Genomic DNA, 19,149 nt, shown 5'->3' with positions numbered 1-19,149 from the left:
TGACCAGCACATACTTATGTCTCTACTGTCCTTACCAACAACCGTCGCTCATCACGTTGTTTTGCGCCTTCGCGTTTAAGCCTAATGCTGGGCCGCGCCGACGTGCAGATGGGCATTGTAGCTGGAGCGCACGAGCGGGCCACTCTCGACGTGGCGGAAGCCACGAGCCAATGCATATGAGCGGAACTCGGCAAACTCAGCAGGGGTGACGTAGCGATGCACCGGCCAGTAGCTGGCGTCGGGGGCAAGGTATTGGCCGATGGTCAACACATTGACATCGGCTTCGCGCAGCCGGTCAATGACCTCGAACACCTCTTGATTCGTCTCGCCAGCGCCGACCATCATCCCGCTCTTCGTCACCAAATGCGGACGAGCAGCGCGGGCCCGCGCCAAGAGTTCGATGCTCTGCTCAAATTTGGCTCGCGGGCGGAAACGACGAAACAGCCGCGGCACCGTCTCGATATTATGGTTCAGCACGTCCGGCTCGGCGTCTAACACCATCGCTAGCGCATCCCAATTGCCGTCGAAATCGGGAATCAGCACCTCAACCCGGCAATCGGGCACCTTCTGCCGGATCAGCTCAATCGTGCGGGCAAAGATATGCGCCCCGCCATCGGGCACATCGTCGCGGTTGACCGAAGTCAGCACGGCAAACTTCAGCTTCAGGTGAGCCACCGACTCGGCCACCCGTTCCGGTTCATTCTCGTCAATTGGCTTGGGTTTACCCTTGCCGATCGCGCAATACCGGCAACCGCGGGTGCAGGTATCGCCGAGCAGCAAGAACGTCGCCGTGCGATGGCTCCAGCACTCGCCGATATTCGGACAACGCGCCTCTTCACAGACGGTATTGAGACCTTTCTCGCGCATGAGGCGCAGCACATCGTGATAATTAGCGCCGCCGGGGGCGCGAGCCTTAAGCCATTCGGGCCGGCGGGGCCGGTTGGTAGCGGCAGGTGCGGTGTTAGATATTCCCACCTCGCTCAACGGAATCAGTTCTGCCATTGGCGCTCTCGCCTTCCAGTGATCGCCGCATAGGAACGATCAACGATCATTATTTCGATTGGCGCTTGTATTGTACCGCAAATTACCTGATTGCGAGCGGTATGGTCGGTCTTTAGCCTGAGCAGTGAGAAATAGAAATAACTTACGTCGTCCCTGACACCGGTTGCAAATCAAACACCTCGGCAATCTGGGTAATCAACCGCTCAGCTACCTCGGTCAGCGGCGGCGCCACGCCAAGCTCGGCGGCCAACGAGGTAACGCCGCGGTCGGTGATACCGCAGGGTACGATCAGATCAAAACCACTCAGATCAGGATCGACATTTAGCGCCAACCCGTGTGTCGTAACCCCGCTCGCGCTGAGCTTGACGCCAATCGCGCAGATTTTGGCTGCGCCGCCACGCACCCACACGCCGGTCAAACCGGCAACCCGCTCGCCGGTGATGCCGTAGCTAGCCAACACCTGAATGACACTCTCTTCCAAGCCGCGCACGTAGCGTCTGACATCGCTGCCGTGCTGTGAGAGCTTGAAAATCGGGTAGGCGACCAGTTGCCCCGGCGCATGGTAGGTCACTTCACCACCGCGATCGCTTTGCACGAGTGCCACCCCTCGCGCTGCCAACACCTCCGGCGGAGCAAGCACGTGGTCAAGACGGGCTTTGTTTCCCAGCGTGATTGTCGGTGGATGCTCAACCAACAGCAGGGCATCGCCGATCTGGCCGCTCGAACGTTGGCGGGCCAACTGGCGCTGAACCTCCCACGCGGCGGTGTAATCCATGCGACCCAACTGGTGGACGGTTAATGTACGCATAGGTGTCATGTGAAGCTGTTGCAATGACTCTGTCAAAGGTATAGTACACCATAATTCTTGGGTCATTGCGAGTCGCGGGGCGAGGCAGCGCAGGGCGCTGCCCTCACCCGGCGCAGCAATCTCTTGCTCGCGCGGAACGGATCCGCTTAGGCATCCCCTCTACTCTAGCGGAGATTGCTGCGGTCGAGCAGTACCCAGCGCGGCTGGCAGCCGTCGCTCCCGCGCAATGACAGACGGTCACTCGCCCGCACACTGTTTGTCGGCGGCAGTTGCACTGTCGCACTCTACAGTGACCTGTGGTAGGCTACTAGAGGGACGATGAACTGGACTGAGGTGATCCGTGACACGAATGTTATTGCTGATCCTGCTGGCCGGCGGCTTGCTCGGGGCGTGCAGCGCCGCCGCCACCGATGCTGCGGCACTCGCTGCACCGTCGCCTACCGCAACCGCCACGCTCACCAGTGTACCAACAGCAACGCCAACCGCCACTTCAACTGCGCTCCCAACCGCAACTGCTACCGTTGCGCCAACATTCACCCCTACCGCCAAACCTATCCCAACCCCAATGCCAACCGCAACGCTTGCGCCTACCCCGCTGCCTACCGGCGACCGCACACCGGCACGGTTGGTCATTCCGGCCATTAACCTCGATCGTAAACTATATCCGGTTGGGTTGGACAAACACAATGTGCCGATTGTGCTCGATCACGACGTTGGCTGGTACCTCTACAGCGCCAAACCGGGTCAAGGCGAGAACATCGTGTTGTGGGGACACGTCTTGCGCTTCCGTAAAGCACCGCATATTCCTGCGCCTTTTGCCGATGTAGAACGGTTAGCAATTGGCAGTGAGATCTTCCTCTACAGCGCCGACGGCACCGTCTTTCGCTATGTGGTGGCGCGCAAAGAGCGCGTCACTCCCGACCAAGTGCAATACATTTTGCCTACCGGCGATGAACGACTAACATTAGTATCGTGTATTGGAGATCGGGTGATCGTGGAAGGAAACGTCGAATTGACTCACCGCTTGGTCACGATCGCCATGCCAGCGCCGTGACAAGGCGGCACGCCGCCTCGTGGTATACTATGCGCTAGACTTCACCTGAAACAATAAGGGTAACGATTGTGGCAACAATTGGCCTATCCGCAGCGCTAGAACAGTTTCACCCCAACGAACTGCTCGAACATTGCCGGCTCGCTGAGCAATACGGCTTCCGCGGCGTGATGGCCGCCGACCACTTCCAACCGTGGGTGCCGGCCCAAGGCCATAACGCCTTCGTTTATAGTTGGATGGGCGCGCTCGGCGTAATGACGAGTCACCGCTTTGGGCCGGGGGTAACTTGTCCCTCATTCCGCACTCACCCGGCGGTCATCGCGCAGGCGGCGGCTACGCTTGGCGCGATGTTTCCCGGTCGCTTCTGGCTTGGCTTGGGCAGTGGCGAATTGCTGAACGAGAATGTTGTTGGCGGCGTGTGGCCTGAACCGCTGGTACGGTTTGAGATGCTCCAAGAGGCAACCGAGATTATTCAGAAGCTGCTGAGCGGCAAAGAGACTCGCTATCGCGGGCGCTATTTTCAGATGAATAAGGTGCGGCTGTGGACATTGCCAGAGCAGCCGGTGCCGATCTATATCGCTGCTACTGGGCCGCAGACACTGCGCTGGGCCGGCAAGACGTGCGATGGCCTGATTACGCCGGGGGCCGCGCCTGACAAGCTGCGCCGGATTCTGGCCGATTTTGCCGCCGGCGCGCGCGAGGCTGGCAAAGACCCTGATAAGATGCCGAAGCTGTTGCAACTGCATGTCTCATGGGCGCCGACTGATGAAGAGGCGTTGCAGAATGCGCTGAACCAATGGCCGAACGGCGGTATGAACTTCCCCAAGCAAGATATTCGCTCTCCCGAAGATTTCGCTGCGATGGCTAAGCTGGTGCGACCCGAAGATTTTCGCGGGCGAGTGTTGATTTCTTCCGATCTCGACCAGCACCGCGCCCACCTCCAACAATTTATCGATCTCGGCTTTGACGAGATCTATGTGCATAATGTCGGTCGCAATCAGGTGGAATGGATTAAAGCGTTTGGTGAAGCTGTCTTGCCCAACTTACGCCCATGTTCAACCGCATCTTGATCGCTAACCGCGGCGAAATTGCGGTGCGGATCATCCGCGCTTGCCGCGAATTGGGCATTAGCCCGGTGGTTGTCTATTCCGAAGCCGATGCTAAAGCGCTGCACGTGCGCATGGCCGATGCCGCTGCCCTGATCGGGCCGCCTCCCGCTGCCCAGAGCTATTTGCGCGCTGAGGCGATTGTCGAGGCGGCGTTAAAACTGAACGCGCAAGCGATTCATCCCGGCTACGGCTTCCTTAGCGAGAGTGTGAAACTCGCCGAACAGTGCGCCGCTGCCGGCATTACCTTCATCGGCCCGCCGCCGACAGCGATTGCGGCGATGGGCGGAAAAGCAGAAGCACGTTTGCTCGCGCAGGCTGCTGGGGTGCCGGTCGTGCCCGGCTACGATGGCGAAGATCAGAGCGATGAGCGCCTGATCGCTGAGGCGCGCCGGATCGGGCCGCCGTTACTGATCAAGGCTAGCGCTGGCGGCGGCGGCAAGGGCATGCGCTCGGTCGGCGATGTCGCCGACGTGCCGGCAGCGATCGAAGGCGCGCGCCGCGAAGCGCGCGCTGCCTTCGGCGACGACCGGCTAATTATCGAGCGGCTGGTGCTGCGCCCGCGCCACGTCGAGATTCAGGTGCTGGCCGATCGCTACGGCAACGTGGTGCATCTTGGCGAGCGCGATTGTTCGATCCAGCGCCGCCATCAAAAGGTGGTTGAAGAAGCGCCTTCACCAGCCCTCACCCCGGCACTGCGCGCTGCAATGGGCAATGCCGCCGTCGCCGTCGCCCGTGCTGCCGGCTACGTCAATGCCGGTACGGTTGAATTCATTCTCGCCCCTAATGGTGAATTCTACTTTCTTGAGATGAATACTCGGCTGCAAGTGGAGCATCCCGTAACCGAGCTGGTCTGCGGCTACGATCTGGTTCACTTGCAGATTGCGATTGCCGCCGGCGAGCCGCTCCCCTTCCGCCAAGAAGATGTTGCCGTGCGCGGACACGCGATCGAGGTGCGGTTATACGCCGAAGACCCGCGTACCTATTTGCCGGCAATTGGCAAAGTAGCGCTCTTTGTGCCGCCACAGGGGCCGGGAGTGCGGGTTGACGCTGGCTTGACTAGCGGCGATGAGGTAACGGTGCATTACGATCCGCTACTGGCTAAGCTCATTGTGGCCGGGACTGACCGGCGGCAAGCGGTGGCTCGCCTGCGTCGCGCTCTGCGCGAGATGGCGGTGCTCGGCCCCACCACCAACTTGCCGCTGTTGCAAGCGATTGCCGAGCATCCAGCTTTCGCCGATGGCGCGACCCATACTGGCTTTCTCGTCGAACACGAAGGGATCGTGCCGCCACCCGGCCCGCCCCCGCGCGAGGTGTTGATTGCAGCAGCAATCCTCGCCGTTACCGCCGAACCGCCGGCCCGCGACCCGCTGGCCGCTGTCTGGCGACTTGGCGGCGATACGATCCCGCTCACCTTTACCGCACACGGCGAGCACCGGTTACGAGTGACGCCGCGCGTAGATGGCTGGCAGGTAAGCGGGCAAGATTGGAACGCACAGGTCGCTTTAGCGCACCACGGCGACCACGAATTAGCCCTCACGATCAACGGGCAGCGGGTGCAATTCTTTTTCGCCCGCGCCGAGCAAGGTTGGCACATTGCATGGCGCGGCGAGAGTCATCACCTCACGCGACCGGCGCCGCTCACCGCCGATACTGTCACTCGCACCAGTGACCAGAATGCGGCCAGCTTCAACGCGCCAATGCCGGGCACGATCGTGCGGCTGCACGTCGCCGTCGGCGAGCAGGTGCGCGAAGGCCAGCCGCTACTGGTGCTCGAAGCGATGAAGATGGAACACACCGTCGTCGCGCCGTATGCCGGCATTGTGCGCCGGTTGCCGTATCAGGCGGGTGCCAGCGTTGCCGCTGGCGCCCATCTGGTTGATCTCGAACCACTGCCGGGAACCGAATAGACGCTTTTGATTGATTGTTACGGAATGAAGGTATGGCAGCGCAATCATCAGCCGGTCAGCCTAGTAGATCCCCAGCCGCACAACAAGCACCTGCCTCCAAACGGCGTGGCCTCAGCGGCTGCTTTCTTTGGCTCTTCGTAATCACGATGCTGGCAATCAGCCTGATTGGACTCGGCTTTTTGCAACCGGTCAAACTTGCTATTGCCCAAGAATTTATTATTGGCGTCACTCGCGGCGGTATCCGGGAAACCATCGAGGCGACTAGCGTCGATTCCTGCATTCGGGTCGCCGGTAGGGATCAATTGCAGTCTATTACCCGTACCCGGCGCGTCACCACCTACAATAATGGCTCGGTACTGGAATTGGTCTTCAGCGATCCGCCGTTACCAGCCGATTGCCGCTAAGGAAACTGCGTATGCCGTTACAGGTGCGCTCCGTTCCTGAACCGGTCGTCTTGCCTGCCCTGTCGCAACCGCAAGTGGCGTATGTCCATCTGGCAATTGTCGCTGATAGCTATCGCGACCTGCCGCTACAGCTTGCAATTGTGGCTGACGCCAGCCGCTCGATGCGCATTCCAATTGTCGATGAAGACCAATTTCGCGAGTTGGTGCGCAGCAGCGGCGCATATGAGGTGCTGGTTGACGGGGTACCGGTGTGGCAATTGGGTACGCCACTTGCGAGTGAAATGCGCGCCCGCTACCCTAGCCCGATCGACTATACCGCGCGCGCCCTGCATAGCCTGATCGAACGACTGGATCAGACCGACCGGCTGGCACTGATCGCCTGCGCGAGCGACGCCATCGTGCTTGCGCCGAGCACCCCCGGCGACCGCCGCGCCGAGTTGGTCGCCGCCATTGCCCGCTTGCCTGCGTTGCGGCTCGGCGAAACGACCAATCTCGCCCAAGGGTTACAACTGGCGCTTGCCCAGTTTGTCGTGACCGATGAGCCGGCAGTGCGGCGGATCGTGTTGCTGACCGATGGCTTTACCACCGACACGACCCTTTGCGTTGCTGTAGCGCGGGAAGCAGCAGCGCGCGGTATCACGATAAGCACGGTTGGGCTAGGTGGTGCATTTGAGGAAGAGTTACTCACCCAGCTTGCCGATCTGAGTGGTGGGAGAGCCAGTTTCGTGCATGAAGCGAGTCATATCCCAACCATCATCGCCGCCGAGCTGGAAAGCGCCCGCCAGACCTCGGCGCAGGCGGTCACAATGCAGATGGCGCTGCCGCAGACGGTGACGCTGCGCCGGATCACCCGCCTCGCGCCCGAACTTAGCGTACTTACCCCGCTCAGCGCCGAGCATGGCCGGCGTATGACCCTACCGCTTGGTGATCTGCGCCGGGGCGAAGCAGTGCGATTGCTATGCGAATTCCTCGTCGCCCCCGGCCCGCCCGGCAGTCAGCGCCGGCTAGCCCGTCTCCGCGTCAGCAGCGGCCAACACGAACAACACCACGACCTCATCGCCCACTACGAGCTTCAAGCTACCAACCCGCCGCCTGCCTTCCTGCCGATCATTACTCGCGCCAGCATCGCCCACCTCCACCAGCGCGCCAACCTTGCCCGCCAACAAGGCGACTACGCTACGGCAGCCAATCTGTTGCGCCAACTGGCGGCGCGCCTGCGCGCCGCCGGGGAAACGGAGTTGGCAGCATTGGCGCTCAACGAAGCTATCACGCTCGAACAGACCCATCAGCCTAGTGCGACCGGCAAAGAATTGACGTATGCAACACGCCGGTTGGGTGAGATGGGGCTATGAGTCAAGAATGGAAGGAATGGCCAAGCTATTCCATCTTTCATTCAATGGTACAATACGTATCATCTCACGATTTGTACAAACGAGGAGCAGATCCGTGGCCAAACAATGGAATAGCCCGCCGGCAATGCAGATTGATGTCACGAAGACGTACCGGGTGACGATAGAGACGACCCGCGGTACGATCGAGCTTGATCTCTACCCGCAACACGCGCCGATGACTGTCAACAATTTTGTCTTCCTCACCCGCGAAGGCTTTTACGATGGTCTCACCTTCCATCGCGTCATTAAGGATTTTGTTATTCAAGGTGGCGACCCAACCGGGCGCGGCAGCGGCGGCCCCGGCTATCGCTTCGCCGATGAGGTGATGGGCAACCCGCTCAAGCACGAGGCCGGCGTTATCTCGATGGCAAACGCTGGCCCAAACACGAATGGCAGCCAGTTTTTCATTACCCATACTCCCCAACCCCACCTCAATGGCCGCCATACCGTGTTTGGCCGGGTTGTGGCGGGAATGGATGTGGTGTACGCCATTCAACAAGGCGATAAAATGACCAAAGTGACGGTGCATGAATTGTAACCGGTATGCGCGCATATCCGGTCGCGGGGGCATGATCGTAGAGACAGTGCGCTGCACTGTCCCTACGATGAACGCGGCACCTGCGACAGCACTACGCACCCCTCATCTTGTAAGGGCACCGCGCTGCCCACGCTGTTCCTAGCGCGGCGCCTGCGACAGCACCTCACACCCGTCAGCGGTAATTAACACTAAATCCTCGATCCGCACCCCGCCCCACTCCGGTAGATAAATCCCCGGCTCAACCGACGTCACCATACCAGCTTGCAACGGCGGGCTTGGCGGCGCATCAGGTACCGTAATTCGCAACCACGGCGCTTCGTGGATTGCCAGCCCAACGCCGTGGCCAAGGCTGTGAGCAATGCCATGGGCATAGCCGGCTTCTTCAATCACCCGGCGGGCAATCGCATCGGCTTCAGCCCACGGCAAACCGGGCCGCAACGCGCGAATCGCCGCTTGTTGCGCTGCGAGCGTCGCCGCATACACCGCGCGGAAGGTGTCGTCAGGCTGACCAAGCACAATGGTGCGGGTCAGATCGGCGTGATAGCCGTCGAGTCGCGCTCCCATATCAATAATGATTGGCTGTCCTTCACCCAACACATCGTGGCCCGGCTCGTGATGCGGACGGGCACTATTACGACCGGCGGCGACAATAATCGGAAACGACGGCCCATCGGCGCCTCGTTCGTGCAATGCCACCTCAATCCGCCACGCCGCCTCACGCTCGGTCATCTCAGGCGACAACACCGGCAACACCGCAGCCAACGCCGCATCGGTGATCGCCGCTGCGCGCCGCAATAGTTCAATTTCGCCCGTATCTTTCACCATCCGCAACTCTTCCACCAGATTCTCAGTAGCCACCAGCTCAATCGCTTCACCCAACGCCTTTGTAAATTGCTGATACTCGGCTACCGTCATCGCCGCCGCCTCAAAGCCAAGCCGGCTCAGACCCAATTCCGCTGCCAGTTCAGCTACCAATTTTGGCATTGGCTTCACGGCTGCGCGCACTTCGCGCAGGGTAAATGCCGGCGCCTCAGCCGCAGCACGCACCGTATACCGGCCATCGGTCAGCAAGAAAGCTGCCTCGGCGCTGATCAACAACGCGCCGGCACTGCCGGTAAACCCGCTCAGATACCGCCGGCTGGTTGGCGCGGTGAGCAGCATTGCCGGCAATGCTTGCTCGACCAATGTGGCACGCAACCGCTGCAACCGTTCCATCATCACAGTTTCCTTTCAAACACGCAATACTAATCCGTCTTGCAAGTATGCTACATCATCGTGATCGCTGCAATCATGCTCTAAAGGTAGGGGGCAAATGCTACCGCCAAGGCCGTCATTGATAGCCATGGGGAGAGCACTTGTTGGGCTATTAGAGAAACATCGGCATACTACCAACAAGATTCTTGACGCAGCTTGACCAGATCGTTAGGATAAGCGTAGTAATCTCACATTACAGAGGCAACTCATGGACGTAGGAGCAATGAACCGTCTCCCCACTGGTATCCCCGGACTTGATGAAGTGATCGGTGGCGGATTGGTTCCACATGATGCGTATCTCGTGCGCGGAGGACCCGGCACCGGCAAAACCACGCTTGGCCTACACTTTTTGGCAACTGGCGCTGCGCGGGGAGAAACAGCGCTCTTCATTAGTCTTGAAGAATCTGCAAGCAAGATTCGTCGTAATGCGGCAAATATTGGCATCGATCTTAGTAACGTCCACATTCTTGACCTCAGCCCATCGTCTGATTTCTTTGCCAAAACCGAAATTTACGATATTTTCTCGCCAGCCGAGGTTGAGCGTGAACCGCTTACACGCCAGATTGTCGAGAGCGTGCAGCGGTTACGACCAAGCCGGGTCTTTTTCGATCCCATCACGCAATTTCGTTACCTCACCCCTGACCTCTTCCAATTCCGCAAACAGGTTATCTCCTTCCTCCGCTTTTTGGCTGAACAGCAAACAACGGTTATCTTTTCGGCTGAAAATAGTACTGCTTTTCCCGATGATGATCTGCAGTATATCGCCGATGGCATTATAACGCTTGAACTCACGCAGAACGGGCGCTATCTCAGCGTCAGCAAAATGCGCGGTTCATCGTTCAGCAGTGGCCGCCACGCGATGCGGCTCACTGGCCGTGGTCTGTCTGTCTTCCCGCGTATCATTCCTAGCCCGTTGGTAACAGGGCATTCCTTTACCCTCATGCCATCTGGCGTGCCGGAACTCGACGAGTTGCTCAACGGCGGGATCGAGCGTGGCACGATAACGCTAATTACTGGGCCATCAGGCGTAGGAAAAACCACGCTCGGCTTTCAATTTATGAAAGAAGCTGCCAGTCGCGGCGAGCAGTCGATCGTCTTCTCGTTTGAGGAAGAGGTCGAGATTATGGTAGAACGCTGCGAAGCGGTGAATATCCCAGTGCGGGCAATGCAGGCCAACAACCTGCTTAGGGTCGAAAAGATCGAACCGTTGCAGTATAACCCGGACGAATTTGCCCAATACGTGCGTTTCTGGGTGGAACACAAACAGGTAACAATGGTGATGATCGATAGTGTCACCGGTTATCGGCTCTGTATGCAGGGTGAAGACCTTATCAGTCAACTACACGCCTTGGGCAAGTATTTACAGAGTAAAGGTGTTACTGTTATTTTTATTATGGACACAAATAGTATCGTTGGCGATTTCCAAGTCACTGACATTGGTGCTAGTTACTTGGGTGATAACATCATTTTCTTACGCTTTTTGGAAATAGAGGGTGAATTACGCAAAGCTATCGGCGTCTTGAAGAAACGATTGAGCGATTTTGAGAAGACGCTGCGCGAGTTCACGATTTCACGCTACGGAATCAAGGTCGGTAAACCGCTCACCAACCTGCGTGGTATTCTTATTGGCATGCCGACATGGACTGACCAATCGTGAGGATACACCGCATGGCGGACAATACGATTTTGCTCTTCCTCGCCAACACCACCAATCAGAACCAGCTCCGTGATTGGTTGCAATCGCGGTATCAGATTATTGAAGGTCATTGCATCGCCGATCTCCAGCAACCGTTCCAGCTCTGCATCATCGATGGGCAGATACTTGATCGCTACGAAGCGGCAATTCAGGAACGTCGTTCCATCGATCACCCGCTGTTTCTTCCATTTTTGCTGATCACCAGCCGGCGTGACGTACAACTGCATACACGCCACCTCTGGCGCACCATCGATGAACTGGTCATTAGTCCTATTCAGAAAGTCGAATTGCACGCCCGCATCGAGATCCTGCTCCGCGCCCGCCGGCTGGCACTGGAGGTTAATCAGTTACAGCAGTCGCTGCTGGTAAACATCCAGATGTGGCTGCGATTGGCGGTGCAATCGGCCCATATTGGTTTGTGGGAATGGGACCTGACCACGAACCGGGTCTTCTTTTCTCCGGAATGGAAAGCACAGCTTGGCTACGAAGCTCATGAGATTATCGATACCTTTGAAGCATGGGAAGAGCGGCTGCATCCCGATGATCGCGAGCGATGCTTGAACACGATCAACCGCTACCTGCGTCAACCGTGGCCCGATTTTACCCTCGAGTTTCGTCTACGGCATAAAGATGGTAGTTACCACTGGATACAGTCACAAGCAGCGCTGATCTACGATCAGCACGGACGACCTACCCACATGCTCGGCGCGCATGTTGATCTCACTGCGCGTAAGCAAATGGAAGAGGAGCAACGGCAGCTTACCGAACAGCTCTTCCAAGCCCAAAAGTTTGAGGCAATCGGATCGTTAGTTAGCGGTATCGCCCACGATCTCAATAATTTGCTCGTACTAATCATCGGCTTTGCCGAGATAGGCATGCTCGAAGCACCGCCTGAAGGGGAACTGTACGCGAATTTTGATCAGATTCGCGCTGCCGGCATCCGTGCTACTGCCTTGACTCGCCAAATTCTGGCCTTTAGCCGTCGTCAACGGCTGGAGCTAAAACTGATTAACCTGAATCAGGTGATCAGCGATTTTGCCGGTATTTTGCGCCGACTCATTGACAAACGGATCACGATTGATCTGCATCTGAGTCCGAACCTTTTGCCAATCATGGCCGATGCTGGTCAAATCGAGCAGGTGCTGCTCAATTTAGTCATTAACGCCCGCGACGCCATCAGCGGCAACGGTACGGTGACCATCACCACGGCGCTCGTCCAGATTAATGAGAATGCCGTCCCTCACGTGCCAAACCTTGCTGCAGGCAGATACGTGATGTTACAGGTGCAAGACACCGGTTGCGGGATTGACCCGGCTATTCTCCCTCGCATCTTTGAACCGTTTTTTACGACCAAACCGCAAGGTCAAGGTACCGGTCTCGGCCTCGCAACTGTTTTCGGCATTGTCAAGCAATACTATGGTCATATTGATGTACAGAGCGTATTAGGAGAAGGAACCATATTTACCATTTACCTGCCGGCGTTTGCCGATGTCGCACCAATTGCCGCTCATGAGCCGTTTACCGGTGAACGCTTGATCGGGCACGAGACGGTGTTGGTTGTGGAAGACGAGCCGGCAGTCCTGCACCTGATTGCGAGTGCGCTACGCCTTTACGGCTATCGAGTGCTTGAGGCGCTTGATCCACAACGCGGGATGGGGATAGCAAACAGTTACGAAGGCGCGATTGACCTGCTGATCAGCGATGTCACGCTGCCAATGATGACCGGTGACGAGCTGTATCGCCGCCTCACTGCGCAACGGCCGGGAATGCGTGTTCTTTACGTGTCAGCGTATGCCGGCAACGAGCCAATCAGCGTGTCTAGCGAGCGTTTACTGACCAAGCCATTTACCCTGCAACAGTTATTACAACGGGTACGAGCTGTGCTTACGGTAGGATAATCAATAATGGCTCAACCCGCCCTTGCCGCCACCGTCCAACCACTTCAACATAGCCAAACCGTACAGCCCCGCTCACCTGCAAGCGCTCGATCAACGCCTGATCGCGATCGCCGTGCCAAAGCTTCACTTGCCGCGCATCAGCCGCCGGCACGCCACCGGGACCGATCGCTTCGACCAGCAAACTGGTGCCGGTAGAAACGATCAATGCTGCACGCAGCCGAACCACTTGCCCTTCGTAGCGGGTATCACTCAGCAAGTCCGCGAGAGCCACCGTTTCCGGCGTAAAAGGTTGCAGGCGCGGCGAAGCCAGCGCGTGCGGCCATAACCCGCCCGGCCCATATTGGCCGGTAGGCTGCCAATCTCCCTGCGCGATGACCATCCCATATTGCACATCGCCAGCCTCGGTGAGCGCCAAATTGGCAGGTAGCGCAACCTCTCCGATCCAGACTTGCTGGTCGGGTGGATCAAGTGGGATGGGGCGAGCGGTACTGACACTCAGACCGTTGACCAACCTCACCCCTTGCTCATCACGGTACAAGAAGGCGATGAGCTGTTGCTGGCCCAGCGCCGCCGTCGCGACGACATCAGTCGGTAACGGCAACGCCGTCGGTGAAGCGCATGCGCTTACCCACAGCAAGATGAATAATACGAACAAACGTTTGTACATCACGTTGCTTATTGTATCACAACCCCCGTAATGGTGTTCAAGTCCTCTTATGACAGCCACCAGACAGGCGCATGATAGGTTTTGAGAGTTGTTATTAACCGTTTTTCACTAGCATCGTGGTATCGTAGTAAGGGAAGCAGATGCCAACACTCGTGTACGGTTAAGGAGGTGTCCTCTCATGGGGACCAAAAATTCACGACTTCAAGGTTTCTACCAACTCAATCCGTTTGAGCGGCTCCAGATGGTAAAGTCCTTCGACGGACTGGTTGATGAAGATTTACGTGCACTGCATGGCGGCAGTGGCGGCGCATTAAGTATTGAGCGCGCCGACAAGATGATCGAGAATGTGGTTGGCACATATAATTTGCCACTCGGTATTGCCACCAACTTCCGCATCAACGGGCGCGATTACCTAATCCCGATGGTGGTGGAAGAGCCATCAATTGTGGCCGGTGCGAGCTATGCCGCTCGCATGGTGCGGGATGGCGGTGGGTTTCAGACCAGCAGCACTGAACCGCTGATGATTGGGCAGGTGCAGTTGGTGCATGTCGCCGATCCCGATCAGGCTCGCCAGACGATTCTCGCTCGCAAGGAAGAAATTCTGGCACTAGCCAATGCCCAAAGCCGTTCACTGGTGACGCTCGGCGGCGGCGCGCGTGATGTTGAGGTGCGCTTCTTTCCCACTAGCCCGATGGGGCCGATGCTGATCGTCCATCTTATCGTTGATTGCCGCGACGCGATGGGTGCCAATGCGGTCAACACGATGGCCGAAGCGGTAGCGCCGCTCTTGGCCGAGATGACTGGCGGGCGCGTCTATTTGCGCATCCTCTCGAATCTGACCGATCGCCGACTGGCGCGTGCCCGCTGCGTTGTGCCGGCAGCCTCATTGGCCCGCGACGGCCTCACCGGCGAAGAGGTGGTGGAAGGTATTCTTTGGGCCTACGCCTTTGCCGCGGTTGATCCCTACCGAGCGGCGACACACAACAAAGGGATCATGAATGGCATTGATCCGGTGCTCGTCGCCACCGGCAACGACTGGCGTGCGGTCGAAGCTGGCGCCCATGCGTATGCGAGCCGCAACGGTCACTATACCTCGCTCTCGCACTGGGAGCGTGATGAGCAGGGCAATCTGGTTGGCACGCTCGAAATGCCGCTCTCGGTCGGGATTGTCGGCGGGGCCACGAAAGTACACCCGACGGCCCAAGCCGCGTTGAAACTGCTCGGTGTGCGGAGTGCCAACGAACTGGCCGAAGTCTGCGTCGCTGCCGGCTTGGCCAACAACCTCGCTGCGATGCGCGCGCTAGCGTGTGAAGGCATCCAGCAGGGCCACATGGGTTTGCATGCCCGCCAGATTGCGATGGCTGCCGGCGCTTCCGGCACGCTGGTCGATGAAGTTGCCCGCCGCATGGTGGCCGAGCGCAACATCAAACCGGCTCGCGCCGAAGAGATTATCGCCGAACTCGAAGGCCGGCGTGTCGTCGGCGACCCCGCCAAGAACTAATGCCCAAACTTACGGCGGCCTGTTCGTCGTTGAGACAGGCCGCCGCTAGTGTTGCCTTACTGCGAACGATCTGCGCAGTGGGGCGAGATTTTTGTCTTCCAAACTAAAGCGTGGGCCTATTTGGCAGCCGTTTGCTGTCGACAGTCAGTTCGTCGCACTGCGCCGAGCATGGGTCTATGTGTCTTACAAAAGTGGAGAACCATTCTATGATGAAGCCTCAGCAACCGGTTGGCATCATCGGCTACGGCGTGTACATCCCGCGCTACCGGATCGCGGCCCGTGAGATTGCCCGCATCTGGACCGATGGCCAAAACGGGGTACCGGTGGAAGCCAAAAGCGTCCCCGGTCCCGATGAAGACACCATCACGATGTCGATCGAAGCAGCGCGCAACGCGCTGGCGCGCGCTGACATTTCTGCTACCGATCTCGGTGCGGTCTGGATCGGCAGCGAAAGCCATCCGTACAGTGTCAAACCATCGGGCACAGTAGTCGCCGATGCGCTCGGTGCCGGCCCGTGGGTCAGCGCCGCCGACTGGGAGTTTGCCTGCAAAGCCGGCTCAGAGGCGCTGACGGCAGCGATGGCGTTGGTCGGCAGCGGGATGCAGCGCTATGCGCTGGCAATTGGTGCCGATACGGCCCAAGGCCGGCCCGGTGACGCACTGGAGTACACCGCCTCAGCCGGTGCAGCAGCGTTGATCGTCGGCCCTGCCGAGCAGGCGCTGGCCACCATCGACGCCACCCTCTCGTATGTCACTGACACACCCGACTTTTACCGCCGCGCCGATCGGCCCTACCCGGTGCATGGCAATCGCTTCACCGGCGAGCCGGCCTACTTTCACCAGATTCAATCGGCAGCCGCCGAATTGTTACGTCAATTGAACTGCACGGCTGCTGACTTTACCTATGCCGTTTTTCATCAGCCAAACGCCAAATTCCCCCAAGTAGTTGCCAAACGGCTCGGCTTTACCGACGCCCAAATCGCACCGGGATTGCTCAGTCCACAGATCGGCAACACCTATTCGGGCGCAGCACTTATCGGTCTGTGCGCCATTCTCGATATAGCCAAACCGGGTGACACCATCTTCGTGACCAGCTACGGCAGCGGAGCCGGTTCTGACGCCTATGCGCTCACAGTCACCGACGCGATTCTGGAGCGGCGCGAGCGAGCGCCCTTGACCGCAGCCTACCTCAAGCGCGCTGTGATGATCGATTACGCGATCTATGCCAAGTGGCGCGGTAAGTTGGTGATGGGGTAGGGAAGTAAGGAATAGGGAAGGTAAGAGTAAGGAGTCACTATGACCAACGTCTATATTGCCGGCATGGGCGCGACTGCCGTCGGCGAGCACTACGGGCGTGATCTAGCCGATCTGGCCAGTGAAGCGGCGCGAGCCGCGTTCGCGAGCGCGCCGGGTTTGGCGCCACACCAGATCGGTGCGCTCTATGTGGGCAGCGCCTACAGCGAAGAACTTTACGGGCAGGGCCAGCTTGGTGCGTATCTCGCCAGCATGCTCGGCCTCTCGCCATCGATTCCGGCCTTCCGCATTGAAGCCGCTGGCGCTAGCAGCGCAATGGCGCTCTCCCAAGCGGTGCAAGCGGTACAGCACGGCCTGCCGCTTGCGCTGGTGATCGGGGTTGAGAAGGTCACCGACCACCTCGAAGACGTGATCGAGGCCGCGCAGGCTATGGCCGCAGACAGCAACGAGGAAGCGTTGCACGGCATCACCCTTACTGCGCAGTGGGCGATGCTCATGCGCCGCTATATGCACGAGTACGGCTACACTGCCGACGCTTTCGCGCCATTCCCGATCAATGCCCATGCCAACGGGGCAAAAAATCCGCTGGCGCTCTACCGGTTTACCATTGATGCCAACAAGTATCGCAAAGCGGCTATGGTCGCCTCGCCGCTCAACCTGCTCGATTGCAGCACGCTGGCCGATGGCGCTGCCGCTCTCCTCATTGCCGGCGAGCAGTTGGCACGCGAACTTGACGGCCCGCGCATCCGCATCGCCGGCGCTGCTGTCGCCACTGACACCCCGGCCTTGCATCGCCGGCGCAACCCGCTCGAACTAAGCGCGGCCCGCGCCAGTGCCCACATTGCCCTTGGTCGTGCCCACCTTGGCGTTGGCGATGTGCATGTGTGGGAGCTGACCGATCCGCACGGCATTGCTGCAACCTTGGCGTTAGAAGCGATTGGCTGTTACGAACCCGGCACGGCCCCGCGCCACGCTGCCGAAGGCGCGATCACACCAACCGGCAAGACGCCAATTGCTACTGCCGGCGGCTACAAGGCGCGTGGCGATGTTGGTGGAGCAAGCGGAGTTTATCAGATCATCGAACTTGCCCGCCAACTGAGCGGTACGGCTGGCGCGACCCAAGTTAGCAATGCCCGCGTTGGGTTAGCTCAGTCACTCGGCGGGATCGGTGCAACTGCGGTGAGCCATGTCCTGATTCGGGAAGCGTGATTACCCCTTTACGCCGGTAGTTGCGTAAGGTACAATAAGGCTGCTTTCCGCCTTTTTGGATAACCAAAGGAGTATTCCTGTGATTCAGGAGATGGTCAACGGCAGTATCGCAGTCCTTACTCAACCGTCGGTACAAGCCTTCGAGCGTCACGAGCGCGACAATTTAGTGTGGGCATTGATCTACGCCGTTATTGCCAGCGTGATCAATGGAGTTATTGTAGCCTTTTCCTCACTGTTAAGCGGTGGCGGAATCAGCGAACTGATCGCCATCATTCTCAGCGCTGTCCTCAGTACCATTATCGGTTCGTTGATCGGGTGGGGTATCATTTATCTCCTTGGTCGCGCTTTTGGCGGCACGGGTAGCTTTGGCGAATTGGCGTGGGGACTTTCCCTCTTCTCTTCACCATTAGCAGTCGGTCAAGGTATTGCCACTGTCATTCCCTTCATCGGCGGGATCATTTCGCTCGCACTGACTCTCTATGGCGTCTATCTTACCTATCTGGCTATTCAGTCGGGCATGAACTTGCCCGCCCAGAAGGCGCTCTACATTGCCATCATTTTAGCCGTCATTGGCATACTTATTGTCTGTGCGACCGTTGGACTAGCTACGATTGCAATCTTACTTGGTGGAGGTTTTGCACCATGAATATTGCTCGACACTGGCGGGAACGGACGACCCGCTATCGGTTGGAAGGGCAACGCCATCGCCACACCGGCGAGGTGCGTTTCCCATCCCAGCCGCCTACCCTTGATGAAGACCCGAATGACTGGGAACCGTATCAACTGAGCGGACGCGGCGAAATCTACAGTTTCAGCGTGATCCGGCAAGTACCGTCGGGGTATGAGAGCCTCGGCATCTACCCGGTCGCGCTGGTTCGGTTAGAAGAAGGACCAATGGTGACTGCCCAATTGACCGATTGCGACGAAGCCGATCTCACAATCGGCATGCCGGTTGAGATGGTCACCCGCCGGTTGATGGATACCGGCGAGGATGGGGTTTTGGTGTACGGGTATAAGTTCCGTCCCTGTATTCGATAACGGTAGAGACGCACAACCGGTAGAAACGCACAACCGTGCGTCGCTACCGGTTACGGGCCAACCATCATCGCATAGCCGGCGGCCTTCCATGCGCGCATACCGCCGGCGACATTGATCGCCTCAAAGCCGCGTGAACGTGGTAGAGGCGTGGCAATGCTACACCTCTACCGTCTTTGATACTGTTGTTGTAACTCTTGATATACTATCTTAAAAATTTTCTCCCGTATCGCTTGGGCAAATGACTCATCGTCATTGATACGTCGAAACATCTCAAAATTACTTTCAATCATGGTCTGTAGTACCCTATCGAAGAGAGTATCGTGGAGTAATCGCACACTTTCGGGTGGATTGATGCGAGCGCTGGCTTGCAGGGCGTCGTTTGCCGTTAGGCGGGCTTTGAGTTCGGCAAAAAAGACGCGGTCG

The 19,149-nt window shown here is 58.3% G+C and carries 18 protein-coding genes; 13 read left to right on the top strand and 5 right to left on the bottom strand.

Going from position 1 to position 19,149, the window contains the following annotated elements; all coding sequences use genetic code 11:
• Positions 1-81 precede the first annotated feature (81 nt).
• Both lipA and lipB read right to left on the bottom strand, forming a co-directional pair.
• Positions 82-1,002 (bottom strand): lipoyl synthase, encoded by a 921-nt coding sequence (gene lipA, locus Q1A59_RS16045; RefSeq protein WP_299645232.1) that lies wholly within the window; start codon positions 1,000-1,002, stop codon positions 82-84.
• Between the two features lie 142 nt (positions 1,003-1,144).
• Positions 1,145-1,810, bottom strand: coding sequence for a lipoyl(octanoyl) transferase LipB (lipB, locus tag Q1A59_RS16040; RefSeq protein ID WP_298490579.1), 666 nt, complete (start codon positions 1,808-1,810; stop codon positions 1,145-1,147).
• Between the two features lie 349 nt (positions 1,811-2,159).
• Here lipB and Q1A59_RS16035 point away from each other — a divergent pair, with 349 nt between their 5' ends.
• The 6 genes from Q1A59_RS16035 to Q1A59_RS16010 all read left to right on the top strand — a co-directional run bounded on the left by Q1A59_RS16035 (position 2,160) and on the right by Q1A59_RS16010 (position 8,210).
• Positions 2,160-2,864, top strand: a complete 705-nt coding sequence (locus Q1A59_RS16035) for a sortase (protein WP_298405686.1) — start codon at positions 2,160-2,162, stop codon at positions 2,862-2,864.
• Positions 2,865-2,932: 68 nt separating this feature from the next.
• Positions 2,933-3,931: a TIGR03557 family F420-dependent LLM class oxidoreductase gene (locus tag Q1A59_RS16030; RefSeq protein ID WP_298405670.1), complete on the top strand. Its 999-nt coding sequence runs from the start codon at positions 2,933-2,935 to the stop codon at positions 3,929-3,931.
• Complete coding sequence (locus Q1A59_RS16025) at positions 3,913-5,877, top strand: acetyl-CoA carboxylase biotin carboxylase subunit (RefSeq protein WP_298405667.1); 1,965 nt, start codon at positions 3,913-3,915, stop codon at positions 5,875-5,877. Before Q1A59_RS16030 ends, Q1A59_RS16025 begins: the two co-directional genes overlap by 19 nt.
• A gap of 32 nt (positions 5,878-5,909) precedes the next feature.
• Positions 5,910-6,281 carry a hypothetical protein gene (locus Q1A59_RS16020; RefSeq protein WP_298405664.1) on the top strand — a complete coding sequence of 124 codons (372 nt, stop codon included), beginning with the start codon at positions 5,910-5,912 and terminating at the stop codon, positions 6,279-6,281.
• Positions 6,282-6,292: 11 nt separating this feature from the next.
• On the top strand, positions 6,293-7,633 hold the full coding sequence (locus tag Q1A59_RS16015) for a VWA domain-containing protein (protein ID WP_299645231.1): 1,341 nt from the start codon (positions 6,293-6,295) through the stop codon (positions 7,631-7,633).
• A 94-nt stretch (positions 7,634-7,727) separates the two neighbouring features.
• The gene (locus Q1A59_RS16010) at positions 7,728-8,210 is read left to right on the top strand and encodes a peptidylprolyl isomerase (protein WP_366144867.1); all 483 of its coding nucleotides are present in this window, start codon (positions 7,728-7,730) and stop codon (positions 8,208-8,210) included.
• Positions 8,211-8,348: 138 nt separating this feature from the next.
• Here the strand turns inward: Q1A59_RS16010 and Q1A59_RS16005 are convergent, their stop codons facing one another.
• A complete protein-coding gene (locus tag Q1A59_RS16005) occupies positions 8,349-9,428 on the bottom strand; it encodes a Xaa-Pro peptidase family protein (protein ID WP_298405659.1) in 1,080 nt (359 codons plus the stop codon).
• A gap of 259 nt (positions 9,429-9,687) precedes the next feature.
• Here Q1A59_RS16005 and Q1A59_RS16000 point away from each other — a divergent pair, with 259 nt between their 5' ends.
• Together Q1A59_RS16000 and Q1A59_RS15995 are read left to right on the top strand one after the other, a co-directional pair.
• Positions 9,688-11,121, top strand: coding sequence for an ATPase domain-containing protein (locus Q1A59_RS16000; RefSeq protein ID WP_298405656.1), 1,434 nt, complete (start codon positions 9,688-9,690; stop codon positions 11,119-11,121).
• An 11-nt stretch (positions 11,122-11,132) separates the two neighbouring features.
• On the top strand, positions 11,133-13,058 hold the full coding sequence (locus tag Q1A59_RS15995) for a hybrid sensor histidine kinase/response regulator (RefSeq protein ID WP_299645230.1): 1,926 nt from the start codon (positions 11,133-11,135) through the stop codon (positions 13,056-13,058).
• On the opposite strand, the gene Q1A59_RS15990 is transcribed toward Q1A59_RS15995, so the two are convergent.
• Positions 13,045-13,725: a hypothetical protein gene (locus Q1A59_RS15990; protein WP_298405650.1), complete on the bottom strand. Its 681-nt coding sequence runs from the start codon at positions 13,723-13,725 to the stop codon at positions 13,045-13,047. The genes Q1A59_RS15995 and Q1A59_RS15990 overlap by 14 nt on opposite strands.
• 178 nt (positions 13,726-13,903) lie before the next feature.
• Here Q1A59_RS15990 and Q1A59_RS15985 point away from each other — a divergent pair, with 178 nt between their 5' ends.
• The 5 genes from Q1A59_RS15985 (at position 13,904) to Q1A59_RS15965 (ending at position 18,726) form a co-directional block, all read left to right on the top strand.
• Positions 13,904-15,226, top strand: coding sequence for a hydroxymethylglutaryl-CoA reductase, degradative (locus Q1A59_RS15985; protein ID WP_298405646.1), 1,323 nt, complete (start codon positions 13,904-13,906; stop codon positions 15,224-15,226).
• A gap of 206 nt (positions 15,227-15,432) precedes the next feature.
• On the top strand, positions 15,433-16,482 hold the full coding sequence (locus Q1A59_RS15980; RefSeq protein ID WP_298405643.1) for a hydroxymethylglutaryl-CoA synthase: 1,050 nt from the start codon (positions 15,433-15,435) through the stop codon (positions 16,480-16,482).
• 39 nt (positions 16,483-16,521) lie between these two features.
• Positions 16,522-17,688: a thiolase C-terminal domain-containing protein gene (locus tag Q1A59_RS15975; RefSeq protein WP_299645229.1), complete on the top strand. Its 1,167-nt coding sequence runs from the start codon at positions 16,522-16,524 to the stop codon at positions 17,686-17,688.
• Between the two features lie 79 nt (positions 17,689-17,767).
• Positions 17,768-18,334 carry a Yip1 family protein gene (locus tag Q1A59_RS15970; protein ID WP_298405638.1) on the top strand — a complete coding sequence of 189 codons (567 nt, stop codon included), beginning with the start codon at positions 17,768-17,770 and terminating at the stop codon, positions 18,332-18,334.
• Positions 18,331-18,726 carry a Zn-ribbon domain-containing OB-fold protein gene (locus Q1A59_RS15965; RefSeq protein ID WP_298405635.1) on the top strand — a complete coding sequence of 132 codons (396 nt, stop codon included), beginning with the start codon at positions 18,331-18,333 and terminating at the stop codon, positions 18,724-18,726. Before Q1A59_RS15970 ends, Q1A59_RS15965 begins: the two co-directional genes overlap by 4 nt.
• Before the next feature lie 164 nt (positions 18,727-18,890).
• Here the strand turns inward: Q1A59_RS15965 and Q1A59_RS15960 are convergent.
• A partial coding sequence (locus Q1A59_RS15960; protein ID WP_298405633.1) for a hypothetical protein occupies positions 18,891-19,149 on the bottom strand: 259 nt, incomplete at its 5' end.

Source organism: uncultured Chloroflexus sp., from assembly GCF_937951745.1.
Taxonomy (GTDB): Bacteria; Chloroflexota; Chloroflexia; order Chloroflexales; family Chloroflexaceae; genus Chloroflexus.
The sequence above is the reverse complement of the archived record's forward strand: the minus strand, read 5'-3'. Positions and strand labels throughout refer to the sequence as shown.